Here is a 21,572-nt window from a genome sequence, read left to right as displayed (position 1 = left end):
ATGCGCCTGCCTCCGGCCGGGCATGTTGGGCACATCGGCGGAGGTGATGGTGTGATGGCGGGATTCCGGAGTCTGGCCTACCAGGTGCGCGACGCGCGCAATGACCGGGCCTTGCGGCGCCATTCCCTGCGCCGCTGCCTGGAGCGGTTCGCGCCCTACGGGCACCGGGCCACGTGGTGGCATCTGTGCGACCGGCACGGGATCGCCCCGGAGGACCGGGGGGCCGATCCGCTGCGGCTGGTCGCCGCTCTGGAGGAGTTGGAGGACGCGCGGGCGGTCTGGCTGGAGTACGAGCGGCAGTTCGCGGAACGGCGCCGGCGGGAAAAGCACCACGGGCTGCGCCGGCCGGAGTGGGCGTGGGGCGGGAGCGGGGACGCGGTGGTGCGGTGCGCGGATCCGGGGGTGCGGCCGGAGGGGGCGCTGGGCGAGGTGCTGCGCAGGCTGGTGCGGGCGCTGGAGTCGGGGCCGGGGACGGCGTGTCCGGTGTGCGGGGACACCGAACTGCACTGGCCGGTGGTGGCTCCGGTCGGCCCCTGGGCGGGGGCGCTGGCCTGGGACGGGCCGGTGTGCGCGGGCTGCGGGATCGTGGTGCCCAGACCGGCCCTGGTGGACACTCCCTCGGCGGGAGCCGCGTGAGACCGCTGCGGTCGTTGCCGGTGTCGTTGCCGGTGTCGTTGCCGGTGTCGTTGCCGGTGTCGTTGAACGGCTCCCGGAGCGCCGCGGACGGCCCGGCCGTGCCGATGTCGCCGGAGGCGCTGGCGGAATCGGCGCTCGCGGCGGGCGGCGCCGGGGCCGGGGAAGGTGCTGGTGCATCCGCGGACGCCGTGCGGGCGGGAGAGCCTCTCGCCGCGGGTGATCGGACCGGTGCTGGAGGTGCTGCGGCGTACGGGGGTCGGCGTAGCGCTTTCGGTGCCGGTGTCGATCGCCGCCGAGCCCGATCCCGTGGGGCGGCTGGAGCGGGTGGCTTCGTGGACGGTGCTGCCGGACCGGGCGGCGGTGGTGCACTTCGGGGAGCCGGGCGCGGCGGAGCTGGCGCAGGCCCTGCTGGCGCGGGGGGTCGCGGTGGTCGCGGTGGTGCCGCTGGGCGGTGCGGCCGGGCCGGAGCCGCTGGCCAGGTTCCTGGCCTGGCCGGTGCGTGAGCCCGCGCGGGTCCGGCTCTCGGCCGAGCTGGCGGCGGCCGATCCGGCCCTGGTCGCGGGGCTGCGCGCACTGCCGCCCGTACCGGTGCTGCTGTACGGGCGGGACGCGGCCGCCTGGCCGGTGCTGCGGCTGGCCGCGCGGTGCGGCACCGGCGTGCGGACCGGCGTGGGCGATGTGACGCACCTGCCCGACGGGCGGCCGGCCCGGTCGAACGCCGAACTGGTGACGGCGGCCCGGGAAGTGGTGGCGCGGGAAGTGGTGGCGCGGGCGGTCGCTACAGCCGCGAGCCGGTGAGCCGCTCGCCGAAGGCGTCGTCCGGGTTGGACAGCGCGCAGGTCTCCATCGACAGGCAGCCGCAGCCGATGCAGTCCGTCAGGTGGTCGCGCAGACGGCCGAGCCGGGTGATGCGTTCGTCGAGTTCGGCGCGCCAGGCCTCGGAGAGACGGGCCCAGTCCTCGCGGTTGGGGGTGCGCTCCTCAGGGAGCTGGGCCAGCGCCTCGCGGATGCTGGCCAGCGGGATGCCCACGCGCTGCGCGGCGCGTACGAAGGCCACCCGGCGCAGCGCGTCACGCGTGTAGCGGCGCTGGTTGCCGGAGGTGCGGCGGCTGCTGATCAGGCCCTTGGCCTCGTAGAAGTGGAGCGCCGAGACGGCCGCGCCGCTACGGGCGGACAGCTGACCGACGGTGAGCTCGTGGATTTTCTCGGGAATCTGCGGCACCCGGCCGAGCGTAGTCGGAGGTCCGTTGACATACGCATACGCCCCCCAGCATGCTGAGCAAGCGCTTATTCGTCCGTCAGCCGTCCGCGAGAGACAGGAGCAGGGCATGGCCGAGCCGAGGGTCTTCACGTCCGCCGAGGAGCTGCACGCCGGGATCGGCGAACCGCTCGGCCCCAGCGAGTGGCTGGAGGTGGACCAGAAGCGGATCGGCCTCTTCGCGGACGCCACCGGCGATCACCAGTGGATCCACGTGGACCCGGAGCGCGCAGCGGGCGGACCCTTCGGTTCCACCATTGCGCACGGCTATCTGACGCTGTCACTGCTGCCCAGCCTGGTACCGCAGATCATGCGGGTCGAGGGCATGCGGATGGGCCTCAACTACGGGACGAACAAGGTCCGTTTCCCGGCGCCGGTGCCGGTCGGCTCACGGCTGCGTGCCGTCGCCGTGATCACGGAGGTCGCGGAGGCGGGCGGCGGCGTGCAGGTCACGGCCACCGTCACGGTCGAGCGCGAGGGCGGCGACAAGCCGGTGTGCGTGGCGGAGTCGGTGTCGCGCTACTACTTCTGAGGGCCCGGCCGCGCGGCGACCATGCGGAGCACGAGGTCGGCGTAGAGCCCGCCGACCTCGTCGGGCGTGCGATGGCCGGCCGCGTTGAACCAGCGGGCCACGTCGATGCACAGCGACAGCACGGCGAGGGTGGTGCCCGGCACGTCGGGGACGTCGAACTCCCCCGCGGCCACCCCGTCGGCGATGATGCGGCGCACGGCCGCGTCGCTCTGCCGGCGCAGCGCCACGATCTCGGAGCGGTGCTCCGGAGCGAGAGCGTCGAGCTCGTACTGGACCACGCGCGCGGTGGTGTGGTGCGCCGCGTGCCAGCGCACGAAGGACCGCACGGCGGCATCGAGCCGGTCGGCGGCGCTGCCGGGGCCGTCGGCGGCGGTGGTCAGGATCTCCAGCGCCTTGTCGTGGCCGATCCGGCTGATCCGCTGGAGCAGCTCTTCCTTGGTCTTGTAGTGAATGTAGAGCGCGGCCGGGCTCATGCCGGCACGGCCCGCGATGTCACGTGTGGTGGTGGCGTGGTACCCGCGCTCGGCGAAGGCGTCGACGGCGGCGACGAGCAGCCGCCGTGCGGCGTCGGGGGTGACCTCGGACCACGGCCGGTAGCCGTCGACCGTATCCTCCGCGCTGCCCATCGCTCACTCACCCTTCACCGTGTGGAAGTGAACACCCTACCGGAGGGTGAGCAAGCGCTTAGCGATGTCGGGCCGACCGGGCCCGGCGGGTCGGCTACTTCGGCGCGAAGGGATCGTACTCGGCCATGATCTTCTCCATCCTGGCCTGATCCACCCGGCTGACGATCTGGGTGACCTCCTGGCGGTCACGGATCACCTTGGCGAGGGTGAAGGCCGAGGTGGTGAGGTAGAGGACCGCGATGCCGAGGAAGGCCCGGACCCAGCCGTTCGCCTCCAGGTTGTAGATCCCCACGGCCACGGCGCCGATGGCGATGCCGAAGGAGGCGACGGCCTGGCCGTAGTACGCCCCCGTGCCCTGCTGCTTGACCGGTGTCTCGTTCATGGATCGAGCATCGGGCGGACGGCGGGTGAGCACATCCGCACGCGTACTCATACGGGTACTCAGTCGGCCTCGGAAAGCCCGAGACGGCCCGAGAAGGCCCGAGACGGCCTGAGAAGGCCCGCGGAGGCCCGCGAAGGCCGCGGACGACCTCAGAAGGCGGAAACCCCGGTGCGGGCGCGGCCGATGAGCAGCTTCTGGATCTGGCTGGTGCCCTCGTACAGGGTCATCACGCGGGCGTCGCGCAGCAGTTTGCCCGCCGGGTACTCGTCGATGTAGCCGTACCCGCCGTGCACCTGGAGGGCGTTGCTCGCGGCGCGCACGGCGGCCTCGGAGGCGAAGAGCTTGGCGGTGGAGGACTCGGTGGCGAAGGGCTGCCCGCGGTCGATGAGGTCGGCGACCCGCCAGGTCAGCAGACGGGCCGCGTCCACGTCGACGGAGATGTCGGCGATCAGCTCCTGCACCAGTTGGTGGTGGGCTATCGGCCGGCCGAACTGCTCGCGCCGGGCGGCGTACGAGACGGCCGCGTCCAGGGCCGCCTGGGCGATGCCGACGCAGCCGGCGGCGACCGACATCCGGCCCTTGGCGAGGGCGGACATGGCGACCGAGAAGCCCTTGCCCTCGGGGCCGAGCATCGCGGAGGCGGGCACGCGGACGCCGTCGAGGACGAGCTCGGCGGTGGCCTGGCCGCGCAGGCCGAGTTTGCCGTGGATCTCGCGGCGGGTCAGTCCCGGGGTGTCGGTGGGGACGAGGAAGGCGGAGACCCCGCGGTGGCCGGGCTCGTCGCCGGTGCGGGCGAAGAGCAGCACCACGTCGGCCCAGGTGCCGTTGGTGATGAACATCTTGCTGCCGTCGAGGACGTACGCGTCACCCGTGCGCACGGCCCGGGTGGTGAGGCTGCCGGCGTCGGAGCCGGTGCCGGGCTCGGTCAGGCCGAAGCAGCCGAGTGCGTCGCCGGAACACAGGCGGGGCAGCCAGGCGCGCTTCTGCTCCTCGGTGCCCCAGGCGGCGATGGTCTTGGCGACCAGGCCGAGCGAGACGGAGACGATCCCGCGCACGGCGGAGTCGCCGCGTCCGAGCTCCTCGGTGACCAGCACGTAGGCGAGGTGGTCACCGCCGGAGCCGCCGTACTCCTCGGGGACGGTCAGGCCGAGGAATCCGAGCGCGCCCAGCTTCTTCACGATGGCCCGGTCCACGCGCTCGGCGCGGTCCCACTCGGCGGCGTACGGGACGACCTCGCGCTCGGTGAACTCGCGGGCGAGCCTGCGGACGGCGGTCTGCTCCTCGCTCAGCTCCAGATTCACCGGGCACCTCCGGGGCGGGATCGGCGCCTTTAACTAGCACCGGTAGTTTATGGCGGGCAGGCCCTACTATGTGGCGCATGGCCAGACCGCGCAAGCCCCTCCTCAGCCGGGACCGCATCATCGAGGCGGCCGGCGCCCTGGTGGACGCGGAGGGGCTGGAAGCGGTGTCGACGCGGCGGCTGGCGGCCGCGCTCGGGGTCAGCGGGCCCTCGCTCTACAACCATTTCCGCACCAAGGACGAGATCCTGGACGCGGTGGCGGACGCCGTGAGCGCGCGGGTGGACCTGTCGATGTTCGACGGCGGCCAGGACTGGCGGGCGGCTCTGCACGCGTGGGCGCACTCGTACCGGGACGCCCTGGCGGACCACCCCAACATCGTGCCGGTACTGGCGCGCGGGCCGGGCCGCCGGCCGGCCGGGCTGCGGCTGGCGGACGCGGTCTTCGGGGCGATGACGGCGGCGGGCTGGCCGGCGGCGCAGGCGACCCGGATCGGTGCGCTGATGCGGTACTTCATCCTGGGCTCGGCGGTGGCCTCCTTCGCCGGGGGTTTCGTGGACGACCGCACGGCATACGACCCGGCGGACTACCCGCACCTGGGCCAGGCCCACCTGCTGGCGGAGCGCGGGCGCGAGGTCGACGAGGGCGCCTTCGAGACGGGCCTGGCGGCGCTGCTGGACGGACTGGCCCTCCAGTACGAGGCGTTGAAGGAGACGGCGTGACGCTCGGGGACACCGGCCTGGTCAACCTGGTCAACCTGGTCACGGCGGTGCGGGCCGACGACGCGGTGCGCGTCCGTGCGCTGCTGCGGGCGGCCGAGCAGGCCGCTCCGGAGGGCCGCGACGCGGACGCGCCCGGTGCGGACGCGCCCGGTGCGGACGCGCCTGGTGCGAAGGCGCTCGACGTCGACGCGCTCGGTGCGGACGGGCTGTCGGCGCTGGACATCGCGGCGGTCCGCGGCTCGTACCCGGTGGTCGACGCCCTGCGCGCCCACGGGGCCCGGCTCGACCGCATCGGCCCCGACGGCCGGACCCCGCTGCTGCGGGCGGTCGACGCCGGGGCCTACGCGGTCACCGAGCTCCTCATGTCCTCATCGGTGCCGCTGTGGCCCACGGGCCCCGACGGCCGGACCGCCCTGGAACTGGCCCGTCACTGGCACGAGAAGGGCGCCGAGAACGAATTGCGCCACCGGACGGGGGCCACCGGACCGGCGGAGTTCAGCCGGGTCCCGGACGGCGAACACTCCTTCACCGGCCTGCTGCGGCTGCCGGGCACCGACGCGCAGGTCCGCACCGGGCACACGGCGATCCTCTGCCTCCTGGAGGCCGCCCACGGGATACGGGCCCCCTTCGCCGAGCTCCTCGCCCGCGCCGAGACGGAGGCCGACCTCCAGGGCGTGACGCGCGATGCTGCCGTACAGGTCCTGTACCGCCGGGCCGACCGCGAAAACTGGCAGGAGGCGGCGGCGCTGCGCGCCCATGCGCGCCCGTCCGTACGGCACTTCGGCGCCGAGGTCGTCCGCTGCATCGCCCTCTTCGACGCGTGCGAAGAGGGCGGGAGGTGTGGCGACGGGCACGCGTGCGTGGCGGAAGGGGCGCGCGACCTCTTCCTCGCGTGGGCGGCCTGCGAGCGGGCGCCGGAGGTTCTCGCCGTTCTGCTCCGTGGCCTGCCGGACTGCCCCGCACTGCCCCGGGCCGCCCTCGCGGAGGCCCTGCTCCCCCACGCGCGGCATCCGTCCGCCGTGGTCCGACGGGCCGTCGCGGGTGCGTTCGGCGGTTGCGGGGACGAGGAGGGGGTGCTCCGGGAGGTGCTCGAACACCTTCGGGACCCCGACGCCGAGGTGCGCGTCCAGGGCTGCCGCGCGCTGGCGCGGCAGGCGGACCGTTCCCGTGCGGTACGCAACGCGCTGAGGCCGCTCCTCGCCGATCCGTCGGTCGAGATCCAGATCGAGGCGGTACGGGCCCTCGTACTCCTCCACGACCCGCGCGGCGAGGAGGCGCTGGACTGGCTCAGCAACGGGTACCCGGAGGACGCGCCCGGTTACTGGTCGCTGTACGACGCGCACCGGCACCTGCGGCAGAAGCAGGACACGGGCGCCCGCGTCGGACCCGGCTAGAAAACGATGAGGGAGCGGCCGCCCTTGCCCGCCAGCATGGCGTCGAAGGCGGCCGGGATGCCGTCGAGGGTGATGCGGTCGGTGACCAGGGCACCGAGGTCGAGACGGCCCGCGCGGACGTGCTCGGCGATCACCGGAAGGTCGCGGGCCGGGTCGCTGTTGCCGTAGACGCAGCCGGTGAGGGTGCGGGCGAAGTGGAAGATCTCCATGGAGTGGAAGGTGACCCGCTGCTCCTTGCCGCCGATGCCGACGACCGTGGTGCGGCCGCCGCGCCGGGTCGACTCCCAGGCGCCGCGGATGGTCTCGGCCCGGCCGACACACTCGACGGCGACGTCGGCTCCCTGCCCGCCGGTCAGCGCGCGGATCTGCTTGGCGGTGGTGTCGGAGGCCGTCACGAACTCGGTGGCCCCGGCCGCGCGGGCCAGTTCCTCCTTGGCCGGGGACACGTCGACGGCGATGACCGGGCCGGCCTGCGCGATCCGGGCGGCCTGGAGGGCCACCAGGCCGACCCCGCCGACTCCGAAGACGGCCACCGACTCGCCCGGGCGGACCTGGGCGCTGTGGTGGACGGCCCCGTAGCCGGTGAGGACGGCGCAGCCGAGGAGGGCGGCCTCGGCGAGCGGGATCCCGGCGGGGGCGGGCAGCACGCAGCTGGCCGCGACGAGGGTCTCCTCGGCGAAGGCGGCCACATTCAGCCCGGGGTGCAGTGCGGTGCCCTGCGCGTCGTGCGCGTAGACGGCCCCGACCCCGGTGAGCGCCGTGGCGCAGAGCCAGACTTCACCGATCGTGCAGTGGTGGCACTCTCCGCAGGACGGGGCCCAGTTGAGCACCACGCCGTCACCGGGGGCGACGTGGGTGACGCCCTCCCCCACCGCGAGGACCGTGCCCGCGCCCTCGTGGCCGAGGACGGCGGGGACGGGAACCCGCATGGTGCCGTTGGTGAGGGAGAGGTCGGAGTGGCACACCCCGGCTGCGGCGAGCCGTACGCGGACCTGCCCGGGGCCGGGATCCGGCAGCACGATGTCCCGTATCTCCAGCGGGGCTCCGACGGCGGGCAGGACAGCGGCGCGGACCATGGTCGTCATCTCGTCTTTCCGGTGCGGGGCGGGTGCGGCAGATCGGGCGTGCGTCAGTTCGGGCGGGGCGGGCGAGGGGATCAGAACTGCAGGGACTTGGTCTGGAGGTACTCCGCCAGGCCGTGCGCGCCCAGCTCGCGGCCGACACCCGACTGCTTGTAGCCACCGAAGGGCGCGAGCACGTTGAAGCGGCCACCGTTGATGTCCACCTGCCCGGTGTCCATCCGGCGCGCGAAGGCCACGGCCGTCGCGTCGTCGGCGGCCCAGACGGCGCCGCCCAGGCCGTAGACGGTGCCGTTGGCGATGCTGAGCGCCTCCTCCTCGTCCTCGTAGCGGAGGATCGACAGCACCGGGCCGAAGATCTCCTCCTGGGCGATGGTCATGTCGGGCGTGACGTCGGCGAACACCGTCGGCGCCACGAAGTACCCCTGCTCCAGCGGGGCGTCGGGCCCGCCGGCGACGAGCCGCGCACCTTCCTCCAGGCCCTTGGTGATGAAGCCGCGGACGCGCTCGTGCTGCTTGGCGTTGACGACCGGGCCGACGCGGACACCGGCCTCGCGGGGGTCGCCGGTGGGGTAGTCGGCGACGGCGGCGGCCGCGAGCGAGACGGCCTCCTCGTAGTGGTCCCGGTGGACGAGCATCCGGGTGAGCGCGTTGCAGCTCTGGCCGCTGTTGTTCATGACGTGCCCGACGCCTGCCGCGACGGCCTTGACCAGGTCGGCCCCGGGCAGGATGACATTGGCCGATTTGCCGCCCAGTTCGAGCGCGACCCGCTTGACGGCGGCGCCGGCCGTGGCGCCGATCTGCTTGCCGACCGCGGTCGAGCCGGTGAAGGAGACGAGGTCGACTCCCTCGTGCGCGGCGAGGGCCTGGCCGGCGACCGGACCGGTGCCGGTCACCAGGTTGAAGACCCCGGCCGGGATGCCCACCTCGTGCACGGCTTCGGCGAAGAGCTGTGCGGTCAGTGGGGTGTCCTCGGCCGGCTTGAGGACGAGGGTGCAGCCGGCGGCGAGAGCGGGCGCCACCTTTGCAACGACCTGGTGCAGCGGATAGTTCCAGGGCGTGATGGCCGCGACCACCCCGATCGGCTCCAGCAGCACGGTGGAGTTCCCGACCCGCTCCTCGAAGGCGTACGAGGAGGCGAGTTCGGCGTAGGAGGTGGCCACGGCGATCGGCGCTCCGACGTGGACCGCCTTCGAGAAGCCGAGCGGGGACCCGAGCTCGGCGGTGATGGTCTCGGTCAGCTCGCCCGCGCGGGCCAGCAGTGCGTCGCGGAGCGCGCCGATCAGGGCGGCCCGCTCGGCCGGGGCCGTGGCGGCCCAGCCGGGGAGGGCCGCACGGGCCGCGCGTACGGCCGCGTCCACATCCTCTTCGGTACCGGCCGGGACCTGGGCGATGACCTGGCCGTCGGCCGGGTTCACGACCTCGATCAGATCGCTGCCGACGGCGGGCCGCCACGCGCCGTCGATGTACATCCCGTCGTGGGCCTTCATGGCATTCCTCCCGAGCACGCACGAGCGCGTAGATCCGACCTCGCGAACACCCTACAAACTAGCGTCGGTAGTTTTTACCGGCCAGAGGGCACGGGATTTCAGATGATGCCGAAAAGCATCCCTGCCGCGAGGACCACGAGTGAGGTCAGGGCCGCCCATTTCACGGTGAACCGGGTGTGGTCGCCGAACTCGACCTTGGCCATGCCCACGAGGACGTAGACGGCCGGAACCAGTGGGCTCGACATGTGCAGGGCCTGGCCGACGAGGGAGGCACGGGCGATCTCGAGCGGGGAGACCCCGTGGGCGGCGCCGGCCTCGGCCAGGACGGGCAGGACGCCGAAGTAGAAGCCGTCGTTCGACATGAAGTAGGTGAGCGGCAGGCTGAGCAGGCCGGTGACCAGCGCCATGTGCGGGCCCATGCCCTCGGGGATGGCGCCGACGAGCCAGTCGGCCATGTGCTTGACCATGCCGGTGCCGGTGAGGACCCCGGTGAAGACGGCGGCGGCGAAGACCATGCCGGCGACGTTCAGGACGTTGTCGGCGTGGGCGGCGATCCGGGCCTTCTGGTCGGGCATGTGCGGGAAATTGACGGTGAGGGCGAGGGCGGCGCCGAGCAGGAACAGCACCGGGATGGGCAGCAGCTCCATGATCATCGCGGTGAGGAGGGCCACGGTGAGGCCGGCGTTGAACCAGTAGAGACGGGGCCGCAGGGTGGGGCGGTCGGGGTCCAGGCCCTGGAAACCGTCCTCGGGCTCGGGGGCGGAACCGCTCCCGTGCGGGGCGACGTCGCCCGGACCTGCGGCGGAAGCGGCGGATCCAGCGGAGGCCTTGGATCCGGCGGAGGCCTTGGATCCGGCGGACCCCTCGACGGACGTGGACGTCTCGGCGACGGCCGCGGCGGCCGTGCCGGGCGCGGCCGGGACCAGCTCCGCCTCGGCGGCCTCCGGCGCCGCCTGACCGGGCAGCACCAGCGTGCCGACCCGGCGGCGCTCCTTCACGCCGAGGACGTACGCCAGGACGAACACGAACAGCAGACCCACCGCGAGTGCCGGAATCATCGGGACGAAGATGTCGGCGGCGTCGAGCTTGAGGGCGGTGGCGGCGCGCGCGGTCGGACCGCCCCAGGGCAGGGTGTTCATGACGCCGTTGGCCGTGGCCGCGACGCCCGTCATCACCACCAGGCTCAGGCCGAGCCGCTTGTAGAGGGGGTACATGGCCGAGACGGTGATCATGAAGGTGGTCGATCCGTCGCCGTCGAGCGAGACGATCGCGGCGAGGACGGCGGTGCCGACCACCACCCGCATCGGGTCCGCCTTGCAGAAGCGCAGGATGCCGCGGACGATCGGGTCGAAGAGGCCGACATCGATCATCACGCCGAAGTAGACGATGGCGAACATCAGCATGGCGGCGGTCGGGGCGAGCTTGCCGACGCCTTCGATGACGTAGTCGCCGAGGTGCGCGCCCTTCCCTGCGAACACGCAGAAGAGTGCGGGGATGAGGACGAGCGCCGCGATGGGCGACATTTTCTTCATCATGATCAGGACCAGGAATGTCGCGATCATGGTGAAGCCGAGGAAGGTCAGCATGTGGGGAAGGTAGGTGCCCCCTCCTTGCCCCAACAAGACGTCTGCGCGTGAGCAATACGAGCAAAACCCCAGCTCAGGGCAGCGGTGTGAGCTCGACGGGGAAACCGTTGAGCACCGCCGTACCGGACAGCCGGTCCATGCGGGAGCCGTCGAGCAGCTGGTTGACGTTCGCGCCGGGCGCCGCGGCGGCCACCGACAGCCGAGAGCCGGCCCGGTCGTGACCCCAGCCGTGCGGAAGGCTCACCACACCGCTGCGGATGGCGTCGGTGACCTCGACGGGCACCTCCAGGCTCCCGCCGTCGGCGGTGATCCTGGCCTGACCTCCGTCGACGAGGCCGAGCCGGTCCGCGTCCTGCGGATGGACCTGAAGGGTGCAGCGGTTGGAACCTCCGGTGAGGGCCGGGACGTTGTGCAACCAGCTGTTGTTGGACCGCAGATGGCGGCGGCCCACGAGCACCAGGGCGGCGGGGCGGTCGGCGAGCGCCGCACGCAGTCTGGGAAGCTCGGCCGCGATCGGGTTCGGGAGCAGCTCGATCCTGCCGCTTCGGGTCTTCAGCACGCCCGGGAGCCGGGGCCGCAGCGAGCCGAGGTCGATGCCGTGCGGCGCCTGCCGCAGATCGTCGAGTGTCAGGTCGTACGGGCCGGTGCGCAGCATCAGGTCGAGGCGCCGCTCGGGTCCGCTGCGTCCGGTCAGCCGGCGGGCCAGCTCCTGCGGGTCGCCGCCGTGGAGCGGTGAGTGGGGATCGGTGACGGCCCGGGCCAGGCTGTCGGCGATGACGCGCTCGTCGACTGCCCCCGGCGGCGCACCGTGCAGCCCGGAGACCGCGAGGATCAGGCGCGCGTGGATCTCGCACTCGTCCATGCGCCCGTCCGCCAACGGGAGGGCGGCGGGCGAATAGCGGGCCTGGTTGCGCACGGCGAACCCGTTGAACGCGAAGTCGAAGTGCGCGCTCTGCGAGGGCGGCGGCGGTGGCAGGACGACGTGGGCGTGGCGTGAGGTCTCGTTCAGGTAGGGGTCGACCGAGACCATGAAGTCCAGCCGGGCCAGCGCCCGGTCCAGCCGATCGCCGTCGGGTGCGGACAGGACCGGGTTGGCGGCGATGGCCAGCAGGACCCGGATCCGCCCGTCACCCGGGGTCTCGATCTCCTCCGCGAGGGCGGCCATGGGCAGCTCGCCCTTGACCTCGGGATGGCCGGCGACCCGGCTCGACCAGCGGCCGAGGGCGAACCCCTTGCCCGGGCCCGCGGGGCGGCCCGCGGGGGCCGTCGCGGAGAGCGGGAAGAGGGCTCCGCCCGGCCGGTCGAGGTTGCCGGTGAGGATGTTCAGTACGTCGATCAGCCAGCTCGCGAGCGTGCCGAACTCGACGGTGCAGCTGCCGATCCGGGCGTAGACGGCGGCGGTGGGTGCGGCCGCGAGCTCGCGGGCGAGGGTGCGGATCTCGGCAGCGGTGAGGTCGCATGCGGGTGCGACGGCCTCAGGAGTGAAACTCCCGAGCGCGGCGCCGAGTTCCCCGATGCCGTCGCAGTGTTGCTCCAGCGCTCCGGGGTCGGCGAGCTTCTCCTCGATCAGGGTGTGCGCGAGGGCGGCGAGCAGCAGCGCATCGCTGCCGGGGCGCGGCGCGAGGTGGCGGTCGGCGAGCGCGGCGGTGCGCGTACGGCGCGGGTCGACGACGACCAGGGTGCCGCCGCGGGCACGCAGGGCCTTGAGCCGGCCCGGGAAGTCGGGGGCGGTGCACAGGGAGCCGTTGGACTCGACCGGGTTCGCGCCCAGGAGCAGCAGGAAGTCGGTCCGGTCGAGGTCGGGGACCGGGATGGCGAAGGGGTCGCCGAAGAGCAGCCCGCTGGATACGTGCTTGGGCATCTGGTCGAGGGTGCTGGCGGTGAAGAGGTTGCGGGTGCCGAGGCTCTTGAGGAGCAGGGGCGGGTAGAGGGCGCCGGCCATGGTGTGGACGTTCGGGTTGCCGAGCACGACCCCGACCGACTGGGCCCCGTACTCCTGGACCAGGGCGGGGACGGCGGCCGCGATGGCCTCGAAGGCCTCCTCCCAGGTGGCCTCCTGCAATCGGCCGTCGCGGCGGACGAGGGGCCCCCGCAACCGGTCGGGGTCGGAGTCGAGCGCCCCGAACGCGGCTCCCTTGGGGCAGATGAAGCCGCGGCTGAAGACGTCCTCGCGGTCACCGCGGGCTCCGGTGACTACGCCGTCCGCGAGGGTGAGGGTGAGGCCGCAGGTGGCTTCGCAGAGGGGGCAGATACGCAGGGCGGTGCGGGGCATGGGCCCTCCAGGGGCGGCGGTCTGCGGCACGGGCACGGGCATGCGGAGCGCATCGAGCATACCGACCGGTACGCATGGAGGGGAGGGGTGTGCGGGACCGAATGGGTGCGGGTGACGACCGGCACCTCTCCCGGGCCCGGCAGAGGCCGCGGCACGGACACTGGCAGCGGCAGCGGCAGCGGCAGCGGCAGCGGCAGCGGCAGCGGCAGCGGCAGCGGCAGGGTCAGCGGCAGCGGCAGCGGCAGCGGCAGCGGCAGCGGCAGCGGCAGCGGCAGCGGCAGCGGCAGCGGCAGCGGCAGCGGCAGGGTCAGTCCAGCACGCGGGCGAGGTACGCGTGCATCATCGCGCGGGTTTCGGCGACGATGCCGGGGTCCCCGGCCGGGTCGGCCCGGAACGCGAGCTGTATCAGCGCGTCGGTGGCCTCGACCGCGACGAGGACGGCACGCTCCAGGGTGGCGTCCGGGGTCAGGGCGAGGTGCGCGGAGAGCAGTTCCGTCAGCCGGGCGGCGACCTGATGGTTGGGATCCGCCTCCGGACCCTCGGCCGGAGGTGCGGGCACACCGAAGTCGACGAGCGCGAAGCCGGGAACGCTGCGCTTCATGGCCAGGTACTCGTCCAGTACCGCGTCCACGACGGGCCGCCAGTGGGTGGCCGCGAGGTCGGCGAGCCGGTCCGCGATGCCGTCGACGTAGCGGTCCAGGTTGCGGTGGGCGAGGGCAATGGCCATGGCCCGCTTGTTGCCGAAGAAGCGGTAGACGGAACCGATCGGCACGCCGGCGCGCAGGGCCACGGCACGGGTGCTGAGGTTCTCGTACCCGGTCTCGTCCAGCAGTTCGGCGCAGGCGTCGAGGATCCGGGCGAGCCGGTCGGCGCTGCGCTGCTGGATCGGCGTTCGGCGCAGGGAGTGGGCGGGAGGCACGGGGTCCATCATGCCGCTCCTCGCTTCTCGGTTCCGCGGGGGTCTCAGTTCAGCAGAAGACTGAGCCCTCCGACGGTGTAAATGATCATCAGCGCCAGCAGCGGCAGTTGTCCGGCCACCGCCTTCGCGGGCGGGAAGAGTCGCACGGACCGGTCGTGGGCCGCGACGACACCGAGGACGTGACCGGTGACGACGGCGATGACCTGGAGGGCGGCGAGGCCGCCGGGACCCAGGGGTGGCACGGGTTCGGGGGCGTTGTCAGTGCCGAGTGCCATGCTTACTGTGCGTGGTCCTTCGACTACCAGGAGGGAGAAGTAGTGGGCGGTGAGATAGCCGAGCGCGATCGGTACGAGTGAGTGCGCGAAGGCGGTCAGCGGGCCTGGGTGCGGGCCGCTGACGAGGCGGGTGGCGGCGGCACAGAGGCAGTAGAGGGTGCCGACGAGGGCGATGGAACCGAGCAGTCCGAGTGTGGCCGTGGGGATGCGGCCGAGGGGGGAGGTCTGTATGGCGTTGATCCACGAGGGGTTGTCGGAGAAGCCGTCATAGGCGGTGGAGCCGAGCAGGACGCAGACGGTGGCGACGAGTCCGGGCCGCTCGGGTGTCGCGTCGAGTCCGTGGAAGGGGTTGCGGAGAACGAGGCGGCCGTCGCTGCGACGGCCGAGGGGGGAGAGCCGGGCGAAGAGGGCGGAGTACGCCTCGAAGGCGTCGCCGTCGTCGAACCAGCGCTCGCCGAAGCGGGCGGCGAGCAGGAGGTGGGCGGTGGCGTAGGCGGTGATGGCGATCAGGAGGGTGGTGGTGGATGCGGGATCAGGAGCGACGAGTTCGAGCCAGGTGAAGCCGAACAGTCCGGCGGCGGCGGGCCATTGACCGAGCCGGGTGGGGAGGGGGCGGCCGGGGCCGCAGCGGGGCAGGGCGCGGGAGAGCAGGCGGTGCAGGGTGCGGAGCGGGTTGAGCAGGCGCCAGACGGGGCCGAGGAGGAGGGAGGCGGGCACGAGTCCGACCCAGAGGAGGACGTAGACGGCTCCGGGAGCGGGGTTGTGCGCGGGGTCGTCGGGACCGAGGAGGAGGTGGAGCAGGACGGCTGCCGCGGCGGCGAGCCCCAGTCCCCGCACGGCGGTCCGGGTGGCGGGCGCGTCGGCCACCCGCTGGAGGGCGGCGGGCAGGGCGAGGCCCGAGCGCGCTCCGCGGAAGCGGGAGGTGGACCAGAGCAGGCCGAGCGCGAGAAAGGAGACGAACAGCGCTGCGAAGGCACCGGCGAAGGCGTAGAAGGGAGAGATCGGCAGATCGTGCTGGGACCCGATCCCGTGCGCGAGCGAGGTGAGCGGATCGGCCGGGTGAAGGACCACGCCCTGGCCGTGGCCCCCCTCGCCGGCGCCCGGGGCGAGATCCGGCCCGAGCGGGCTCACCGTCCCCCCGCCCGGGGCGACGTCCCGTCGGCGGCCCGGCCCGGCCGCCCGGACTCCGGCCCTGGTCCGGACGGCCGGGTCTGGACGCCGCTCGGGAACGCGGGCGGCACGCCGGGCCGTGCGGGCCGGGGCGCGGGCCCAGGCACGGGTCCATGTCCAACCGCAGGGCCCAGCACGGGTCCATGTCCAACCGCAAGACCTGGTGCGGGTCCAGGCCCGGCCGCAAGACCTGGTGCGGTCACAGGACCCGATGCGGGCGCAGGGCCCGGTGTCGGCTGGGCCGCGGGCCCAGGCGTCGGCCCGAGCTCCGTTCTGGGCACAGGGCTGGGTTCGGGGCGGGGCGGGGTCATCGGACGAGGAGTTGGGTCAGGACGAGGCTGGACTCGTGGGTCTCGACCTCGAAGAGGCCCGTGCGGTCGGCCGTCAGGATCAGGGTGGCCTCCTGGCCTGCCGGCAGGGCGAGTTCCTTGTCGTAGCCGTGGACGTGCAGGGTGTCCGCGCGGTCGCTCGTGACGCGCAGGGCCACGCGCTCTCCGCGCCGCAGCTCGGTGCGGGCGGGGGCCGGGCTGACCTTGCCGTCCCGGACGGTGACGGTGACCGTGCGATCGGCCTGCTCCGGCGCCGGGGTCTGGCCGGGCGCCTGGGTCTGGCCCGGCGGCGGGGTGTCCCCGTGGCCGTGTCCGCCCGGCCGGCCCGCGGCGGTGGCGGTGAGCTGGGCCGTGCCCTCGACCGGCTTGCCCGAGACCGCCCAGGCGGTGTGGTCGTCCGCGTAGAGGCGGACGGTCAGGGTGTGCGCGCCCTCGGGGACCTGCGCCGCGGGCAGGTGGAACCAGGGGCCGTACAGCCGGGCCAGCTTGCGCCCGTCGAGCTCCAGGTGGGCGTGGCCCGCGCCCGGGAGGGCGGCGCCGCCGGTGCTGTCCGGGGTGAAGCGGTAGTTCGTCACCGCCAGTTGGAGGTTCCAGCCGTCCTCCGAGTCCGGGCGGACGGCCAGCTGGACCTCCGGCGCGCCCTCGACCGGAACCTCGCGGAGCCGGTGGCCGGTGGCGTCGGTGGCCGTGAGCAGGGTGCCCACGCCGCCGGACGCCTGCTCGTGGCTGGTGCCGGGCTTGTGGTGGGTGGTGGCCCGCCCGCCGCAGCCCGTCGCCGCGCCGCCCGCGAGGAGCAGGACGAGGGCGACCGGGGCCGCGGCGCGGGCGGTTCGGCGGAGCGTGCGGGCCGCGCGGGGCGGCGTACCGCAGGCGTCGCGCCGGTTGTCGTCGTCGGGCCGGTCGGTCACGGCTGGCCTCCTGTGGCCGGGGCGGCGTGGGCGGGGGTCACGGCGCGGGGTCCGGGGTCGCTGGGGGCTCGGGGGCGGCGGCGCTGAGCGCCGGGGCGGGACCGGCCGGGGCCGGGGCGCGGTCGCCCGCGGGGTCGCCGCCCGGGCCGGACGGGCGGGCCGGGGTGCCCGGGCGGGCCGAGGCCACCACCGCCCACAGGACCCAGATCACGGCGACCAGGGCCCGTACCCAGGCGGGGCTCAGGGGGGTCCAGGGGATCATCAGGACGGCCTTGTCGAAGGCGTCCAGCAGGGTGAGCCCGGCCAGCAGCAGGGTCAAACGGGCCAGCCAGGGGCGGGTTGGGCGCAGGACCAGGCCGGCGCCCGTCCACCACAGGCCGAGCAGGAGGAGGGCGAGCGCCGGGACGAAGGTGGCGGTCAGCGGCATGGTGGAGCCCGCCACGTCCAGGACCAGACCCGCCAGCCCGGCCAGCGTGGCGGCCGTGCCCAGCCGGGAGCCGCGCAGGCGGCGCCACCACAGGACGCCGCCGACGAGCAGCAGCACCGCGGCCACGGCCAGTGCGAGCTGGGTCTCCACCCGCTCCAGTCCGCGCGCGCCGTACCAGTCGCAGCCGGACGGGAGTTTGCGCGCCTGGACGCTGTAGTCCGCGCAGACGAGGAGTTGGGCCAGCTTGACCGGTTCGCCTACCAGGCGGGCGGACGCCCCCGAGACCTCGCCCCGGCGGTCACCGCACTGCGGGACCGCGCCGGGGGTGGAGCCGTCGGGTCCGTCCTGCCAGCAGTTGGCGCGCCCCTGGCCGTCCCACCAGACGTCCATGCCGTTGGGGCGGGCGGCGCCGGACTTGTCCTTGCCCATGACGTTCCCGGCGTACCGGTTGTGGTGGGAGGTGTCGGTCTGCTTCGACCACGCCTCCTCACCGCGGATGAAGGCGGGGACCGCGCTGAGGAAGAAGCCCGCGCGCCGGTGCCCGTACACCCAGTTGTTCTCGTAGAGATTCCAGTTGCCGCCCGCGGTGATGATGCCGGTGCCCGGCGGCATGGAGATCTGCGGGCAGACCACGCCCCGCTCGTAGCCGCGTTCGATCGGCGGTTTGGCGCAGGTGCCGTCGGCGACGTACCCGTAGTAGTCCTGGTTGTTGTCGTGGATCAGGTTCCGCTCGAACTTGGCGTGGTTCTGCGGGAGTCCGGGGTGACCGGGGAAGGCGCTGTCCATCGAGGCGCCGCCCATGTTCTGGTCGAACTCGTTGTCGTGCACCCACACCGAGTCGCCCGCGGTGCCGGAGTAGCCGACCATGTTGTGGTGGCTGCGGCAGCCGGTGATCTCGATGGAGTACCGGGGGACCTCGTAGCCGCGGCCGTCGTTGATGTTCGAGGCGCTGCCCGGGTAGATGCCGGAGTCGCCGTTCCCGTACGACTCGCAGTTCTTGTAGAGCCCGTGGTCACTGGCGAAGGTCAGGAAACCGTACTCGTCGTTCCAGCGGGTCAGCACGTCGTCGATGACGAAGCCGTCGCCCGCGAGGACGTACAGCGAGTTGAAAGTGGTGCGCTGGGCGGTGAAGTTGCGGAAGTAGACGCCGTTGGACCTGTCCGCCCGGATGGCGTTCAGCTTCTGGTACTTGGCGTCGACGACGACGTCGAGCCGTGACGCGCCCGTGCCCTCGATCTGCAGGTTCGTCTTGCCGAGGATGGCGACGAGGTTCTGGTTGTGCCGGCACCGCACCTGCTGCTCGTAGGACAGGATCTGGTACCCGAGCGAGGACTGGGGGGCCTTGAGCGCGGCGCACTCCCCCGTCGGCGTGGGGAGCGAGGGCTCCTCCTCGTACAGGCCGGGGAGGATCGCGATGTTCATCCCGGGCCGGTCGACGGCGTCGACGGCCTCCTGCAGGTGCCGGTAGCCGCTCTTCTCGCACCGCTCGTACAGGGCGAGGTTGCGCTGCCTGAGCTCGTCGGGGAAGGCGGATATCCGGCGCTCGAAAGCGGGCCGGTCGGTTTTGCAGACGATCAGGTCGGGCTCCGCCGTGCGGTACTCGGGTACCGATCCGGAGCCGTCCGGGAGGGTGATCGGGCGCTCCTCGTGCGCGCCGGCGGTGGGCGCCGCGACGAGGAGGGACAGGAGGGCGAGAAGGGCGGCGAGGAGCGCCGCCGGCACGGCAGGGAACCTGCGGGTCCACGACATGCGCGTGAGAGTAGAGCAATGTTCATCTTTTGGGATCCCCCTCGACCGAATCCGTGTTCCCGACCGGCCTTTCCGCCCCTTGCTCCGCCCCCTGCCGCCGACCCTGCCGCCGGCCCTGCTGCCGCCCCCTGCCGCCGACCACCGCTTCCGGCCGCCACTTCCGCCCGCACTCCCGCCACCCCGCATTTCCGGCCTTTCCCGCCGATCTCCGGGCCGGGCCCAGGTCTCCCGTTGACGTGCGAGCCACGGAATCCTACTGTCGACCATAGGATTCCTTCGACGGAGCGGGAGCAGCACATGAGCGAGCAGGCCAGGAAGACGGCAGAGGCACTGGAGTACCTCACCGGCTTCGGCAACGAGCACAGCTCGGAGGCCGTCCCCGGCGCACTGCCGATCGGCCGGAACTCGCCCCAGCGCGCACCCCTCGGCCTCTACGCCGAGCAGCTCAGCGGCAGCGCCTTCACCGAGCCCCGCACCCACAACCGGCGCTCCTGGCTCTACCGGATCCGCCCCTCGGCCGCGCACCCGCCCTTCACCCGGATCGACAACGGGGCCCTGCGTTCCGCACCCTTCACCGAGTCCGTGGCGGACCCGAACCGGCTCCGCTGGAACCCGCTGCCCGACCCGGCCCCCGGCACCGACTTCCTCTCCGGCCTGTGGACCCTCGGCGGCAACGGCGACGCCGCCCAGCGCGCCGGCATGGCCATCCACCTCTACGCCGCCAACGCCGACATGACCGACCGGGTGTTCAGCGACTCCGACGGCGAGCTGCTCATCGTCCCCGAGCGCGGCGGACTGCTCCTGCGCACCGAGCTGGGCCAGCTCGCCGCCCGCCCGGGCGACATGGCCCTCATCCCCCGCGGCGTCCGCTTCCGCGTCGAGCTGCTGGACGCCGACGCCCGCGGCTACATCTGCGAGAACTACGGCCAGCCCTTCGAGCTGCCGAACCTGGGCCCGATCGGCGCCAACGGCCTCGCCGCCGCGCGGGACTTCCAGGCCCCCGTCGCCGCGTACGAGGACGGCGAGCGCCCGACCGAGGTGATCAACAAGTTCTGCGGCAACCTCTGGTCCGCCACCTATGACCACTCCCCGCTCGACGTGGTCGCCTGGCACGGCAGCCACGTCCCGTACGTGTACGACATGCGCCGCTTCAACGTCCTGGGTTCGATCAGCTACGACCACCCCGACCCGTCGATCTTCACGGTCCTGACCTCACCCTCCGACACCCCGGGGCTGGCGGGCGTGGACTTCGTGGTCTTCGCCCCGCGCTGGCTGGTCGGCGAGGACACCTTCCGTCCGCCCTACTTCCACCGCAACGTGATGAGCGAGTACATGGGCCTCATCGAGGGGGCCTACGACGCCAAGGCCGAGGGCTTCGTCCCCGGCGGCGGCTCGCTCCACAACATGATGTCCGCGCACGGACCCGACCACGAGACCTTCGAGCGGGCGAGTGCGGCCGAGCTGAAGCCGCAGAAGATCGACGACGGCCTGGCCTTCATGTTCGAGACCCGCTGGCCGATCACCGCCACCGCGCAGGCGGCCGGTGCCGATCACCTCCAGCGCGGCTACGACGACGTGTGGCAGGGTCTGCAGCGCCACTTCCGCGCCTGACCTGCACTGCATACGCTGCATGCGCCGTACCCGTACCCGTACCCTGCATGCGCCGCACGTCACCCCTGTCCAGCCTTCGGAGATCCACCCGTGACCGCCTTCGCCCCCGACTCGCTGGTACTGAACCGGAAGCTGCCGCTCTGGTACCAGGTGTCGCAGTCACTGCGCGCCTCGATACTGGGGCGCACCCCGGACGCCTCGCTGCGCCTGCCCACCGAGGAGCAGCTGGCCGGGCACTACGGGGTGAGCGTGCTGACCATGCGGCAGGCGCTCAAGGAGCTGGAGGGTGAGGGCCTGATCAGTCGGCACCGGCGGCGCGGCACCTTCATCGAGCCGGGCGCGCTGCGCAGCACCCCGGTCCGGCTGCTGGGCTCGGTCGACGCGATCGTGGCCCAGCAGTCGGGCGACCGCACGACGATCCTCGGGCACGGCCGCACGGCCGTGTCCGGGGAGCTGCTGGAGCACTTCCCGGACACGGCCGAGGTGGTCACGTACCGCCGCCTGCGCCACGACCGGGAGAGCGGCGAGCCGACCAACTGGGCCGAGAACGCCGTCCTCCCGGAGTTCGCCGAGGCGGTGGATCTCGCCGATCTCGAACGCTGGCCGATGACGAAGGTCCTGCGGGACATCGTGGGGGTCCGCATCAGCCGGATCACGGACACGGTGGAGGCCCGGCTGGCCGACCCGGAGACGGCCGAGCTGCTCCAGGTACCGCTGCTGAGCCCGATCCTGCACTACACGGGCGTCACGTACGACGAGGACGGCCGGGTGGTGGACGTGGCCCGGATCCGCTACCGGGGCGACCGGTTCTCGTTCACCGTGACGGTCGACGCGCACTGACGCCCCTCCGGCGCCACTCCGACAGCCCTCCGACAGCCCTCCGGCCGCCCCCCGGCGGTCCTCTGGCGC

Annotated in this window: 19 protein-coding genes; 7 read left to right on the top strand and 12 right to left on the bottom strand. The window is 73.1% G+C overall.

What is annotated here, in order from left to right; translation table 11 throughout:
- The first annotated feature begins 54 nt into the window (after positions 1 to 54).
- Complete coding sequence (locus tag ACFY04_RS36220) at positions 55 to 636, top strand: hypothetical protein (protein WP_389123734.1); 582 nt, start codon at positions 55 to 57, stop codon at positions 634 to 636.
- 216 nt (positions 637 to 852) lie between these two features.
- Positions 853 to 1,434 (top strand): 3-keto-5-aminohexanoate cleavage protein, encoded by a 582-nt coding sequence (locus ACFY04_RS36215; protein ID WP_389123732.1) that lies wholly within the window; start codon positions 853 to 855, stop codon positions 1,432 to 1,434.
- Here ACFY04_RS36215 and soxR read toward each other — a convergent pair.
- The gene (gene soxR, locus ACFY04_RS36210; protein WP_301372142.1) at positions 1,415 to 1,858 is read right to left on the bottom strand and encodes a redox-sensitive transcriptional activator SoxR; all 444 of its coding nucleotides are present in this window, start codon (positions 1,856 to 1,858) and stop codon (positions 1,415 to 1,417) included. The genes ACFY04_RS36215 and soxR overlap by 20 nt on opposite strands.
- Positions 1,859 to 1,964: 106 nt before the next feature.
- On the opposite strand from soxR, the gene ACFY04_RS36205 reads away from it, so the two are divergent.
- Complete coding sequence (locus tag ACFY04_RS36205; protein WP_389123730.1) at positions 1,965 to 2,426, top strand: MaoC family dehydratase; 462 nt, start codon at positions 1,965 to 1,967, stop codon at positions 2,424 to 2,426.
- Here ACFY04_RS36205 and ACFY04_RS36200 read toward each other — a convergent pair.
- The 3 genes from ACFY04_RS36200 to ACFY04_RS36190 form a co-directional block, all read right to left on the bottom strand.
- On the bottom strand, positions 2,417 to 3,052 hold the full coding sequence (locus ACFY04_RS36200) for a TetR/AcrR family transcriptional regulator (protein ID WP_389123728.1): 636 nt from the start codon (positions 3,050 to 3,052) through the stop codon (positions 2,417 to 2,419). The genes ACFY04_RS36205 and ACFY04_RS36200 overlap by 10 nt on opposite strands.
- A gap of 94 nt (positions 3,053 to 3,146) precedes the next feature.
- Positions 3,147 to 3,434, bottom strand: a complete 288-nt coding sequence (locus ACFY04_RS36195; protein WP_373041365.1) for a YiaA/YiaB family inner membrane protein — start codon at positions 3,432 to 3,434, stop codon at positions 3,147 to 3,149.
- A gap of 149 nt (positions 3,435 to 3,583) precedes the next feature.
- A complete protein-coding gene (locus tag ACFY04_RS36190; protein WP_389123725.1) occupies positions 3,584 to 4,735 on the bottom strand; it encodes an acyl-CoA dehydrogenase family protein in 1,152 nt (383 codons plus the stop codon).
- A gap of 68 nt (positions 4,736 to 4,803) precedes the next feature.
- Here ACFY04_RS36190 and ACFY04_RS36185 point away from each other — a divergent pair, with 68 nt between their 5' ends.
- Both ACFY04_RS36185 and ACFY04_RS36180 read left to right on the top strand, forming a co-directional pair.
- Positions 4,804 to 5,454, top strand: a complete 651-nt coding sequence (locus ACFY04_RS36185; protein ID WP_389123722.1) for a TetR/AcrR family transcriptional regulator — start codon at positions 4,804 to 4,806, stop codon at positions 5,452 to 5,454.
- Positions 5,451 to 6,848 carry a HEAT repeat domain-containing protein gene (locus tag ACFY04_RS36180; RefSeq protein ID WP_389123719.1) on the top strand — a complete coding sequence of 466 codons (1,398 nt, stop codon included), beginning with the start codon at positions 5,451 to 5,453 and terminating at the stop codon, positions 6,846 to 6,848. Before ACFY04_RS36185 ends, ACFY04_RS36180 begins: the two co-directional genes overlap by 4 nt.
- Here ACFY04_RS36180 and ACFY04_RS36175 read toward each other — a convergent pair.
- The 8 genes from ACFY04_RS36175 to ACFY04_RS36140 all read right to left on the bottom strand — a co-directional run bounded on the left by ACFY04_RS36175 (position 6,845) and on the right by ACFY04_RS36140 (position 19,052).
- Complete coding sequence (locus tag ACFY04_RS36175; protein ID WP_389123772.1) at positions 6,845 to 7,924, bottom strand: Zn-dependent alcohol dehydrogenase; 1,080 nt, start codon at positions 7,922 to 7,924, stop codon at positions 6,845 to 6,847. The two genes, ACFY04_RS36180 and ACFY04_RS36175, sit on opposite strands and share 4 nt — an antisense overlap.
- Positions 7,925 to 8,004: 80 nt before the next feature.
- Positions 8,005 to 9,417: an aldehyde dehydrogenase family protein gene (locus ACFY04_RS36170; RefSeq protein ID WP_389123716.1), complete on the bottom strand. Its 1,413-nt coding sequence runs from the start codon at positions 9,415 to 9,417 to the stop codon at positions 8,005 to 8,007.
- Positions 9,418 to 9,515: 98 nt separating this feature from the next.
- Positions 9,516 to 11,003, bottom strand: coding sequence for a CitMHS family transporter (locus tag ACFY04_RS36165; RefSeq protein ID WP_389123714.1), 1,488 nt, complete (start codon positions 11,001 to 11,003; stop codon positions 9,516 to 9,518).
- 73 nt (positions 11,004 to 11,076) lie between these two features.
- Positions 11,077 to 13,275: a molybdopterin oxidoreductase family protein gene (locus tag ACFY04_RS36160; RefSeq protein ID WP_389123711.1), complete on the bottom strand. Its 2,199-nt coding sequence runs from the start codon at positions 13,273 to 13,275 to the stop codon at positions 11,077 to 11,079.
- A 307-nt stretch (positions 13,276 to 13,582) separates the two neighbouring features.
- The gene (locus ACFY04_RS36155; protein ID WP_389123770.1) at positions 13,583 to 14,203 is read right to left on the bottom strand and encodes a TetR/AcrR family transcriptional regulator; all 621 of its coding nucleotides are present in this window, start codon (positions 14,201 to 14,203) and stop codon (positions 13,583 to 13,585) included.
- 35 nt (positions 14,204 to 14,238) lie between these two features.
- Positions 14,239 to 15,540, bottom strand: coding sequence for a hypothetical protein (locus tag ACFY04_RS36150; RefSeq protein WP_389123768.1), 1,302 nt, complete (start codon positions 15,538 to 15,540; stop codon positions 14,239 to 14,241).
- Between the two features lie 406 nt (positions 15,541 to 15,946).
- Positions 15,947 to 16,765: a hypothetical protein gene (locus ACFY04_RS36145; RefSeq protein WP_389123766.1), complete on the bottom strand. Its 819-nt coding sequence runs from the start codon at positions 16,763 to 16,765 to the stop codon at positions 15,947 to 15,949.
- A gap of 148 nt (positions 16,766 to 16,913) precedes the next feature.
- Positions 16,914 to 19,052 (bottom strand): right-handed parallel beta-helix repeat-containing protein, encoded by a 2,139-nt coding sequence (locus tag ACFY04_RS36140; RefSeq protein ID WP_389123709.1) that lies wholly within the window; start codon positions 19,050 to 19,052, stop codon positions 16,914 to 16,916.
- A 297-nt stretch (positions 19,053 to 19,349) separates the two neighbouring features.
- Here ACFY04_RS36140 and hmgA point away from each other — a divergent pair, with 297 nt between their 5' ends.
- On the top strand, positions 19,350 to 20,663 hold the full coding sequence (hmgA, locus tag ACFY04_RS36135; RefSeq protein WP_389123706.1) for a homogentisate 1,2-dioxygenase: 1,314 nt from the start codon (positions 19,350 to 19,352) through the stop codon (positions 20,661 to 20,663).
- A 90-nt stretch (positions 20,664 to 20,753) separates the two neighbouring features.
- On the top strand, positions 20,754 to 21,503 hold the full coding sequence (locus ACFY04_RS36130; RefSeq protein ID WP_314249322.1) for a GntR family transcriptional regulator: 750 nt from the start codon (positions 20,754 to 20,756) through the stop codon (positions 21,501 to 21,503).
- Positions 21,504 to 21,572 lie beyond the last annotated feature (69 nt).

It is taken from the genome of Streptomyces sp. NPDC001549 (genome assembly GCF_042894025.1).
GTDB classification, from domain to species: domain Bacteria; phylum Actinomycetota; class Actinomycetes; order Streptomycetales; family Streptomycetaceae; genus Streptomyces; species Streptomyces kutzneri.
Note: the sequence above shows the minus strand (reverse complement) of the source record. Positions and strands in the feature narration are given on the sequence as shown.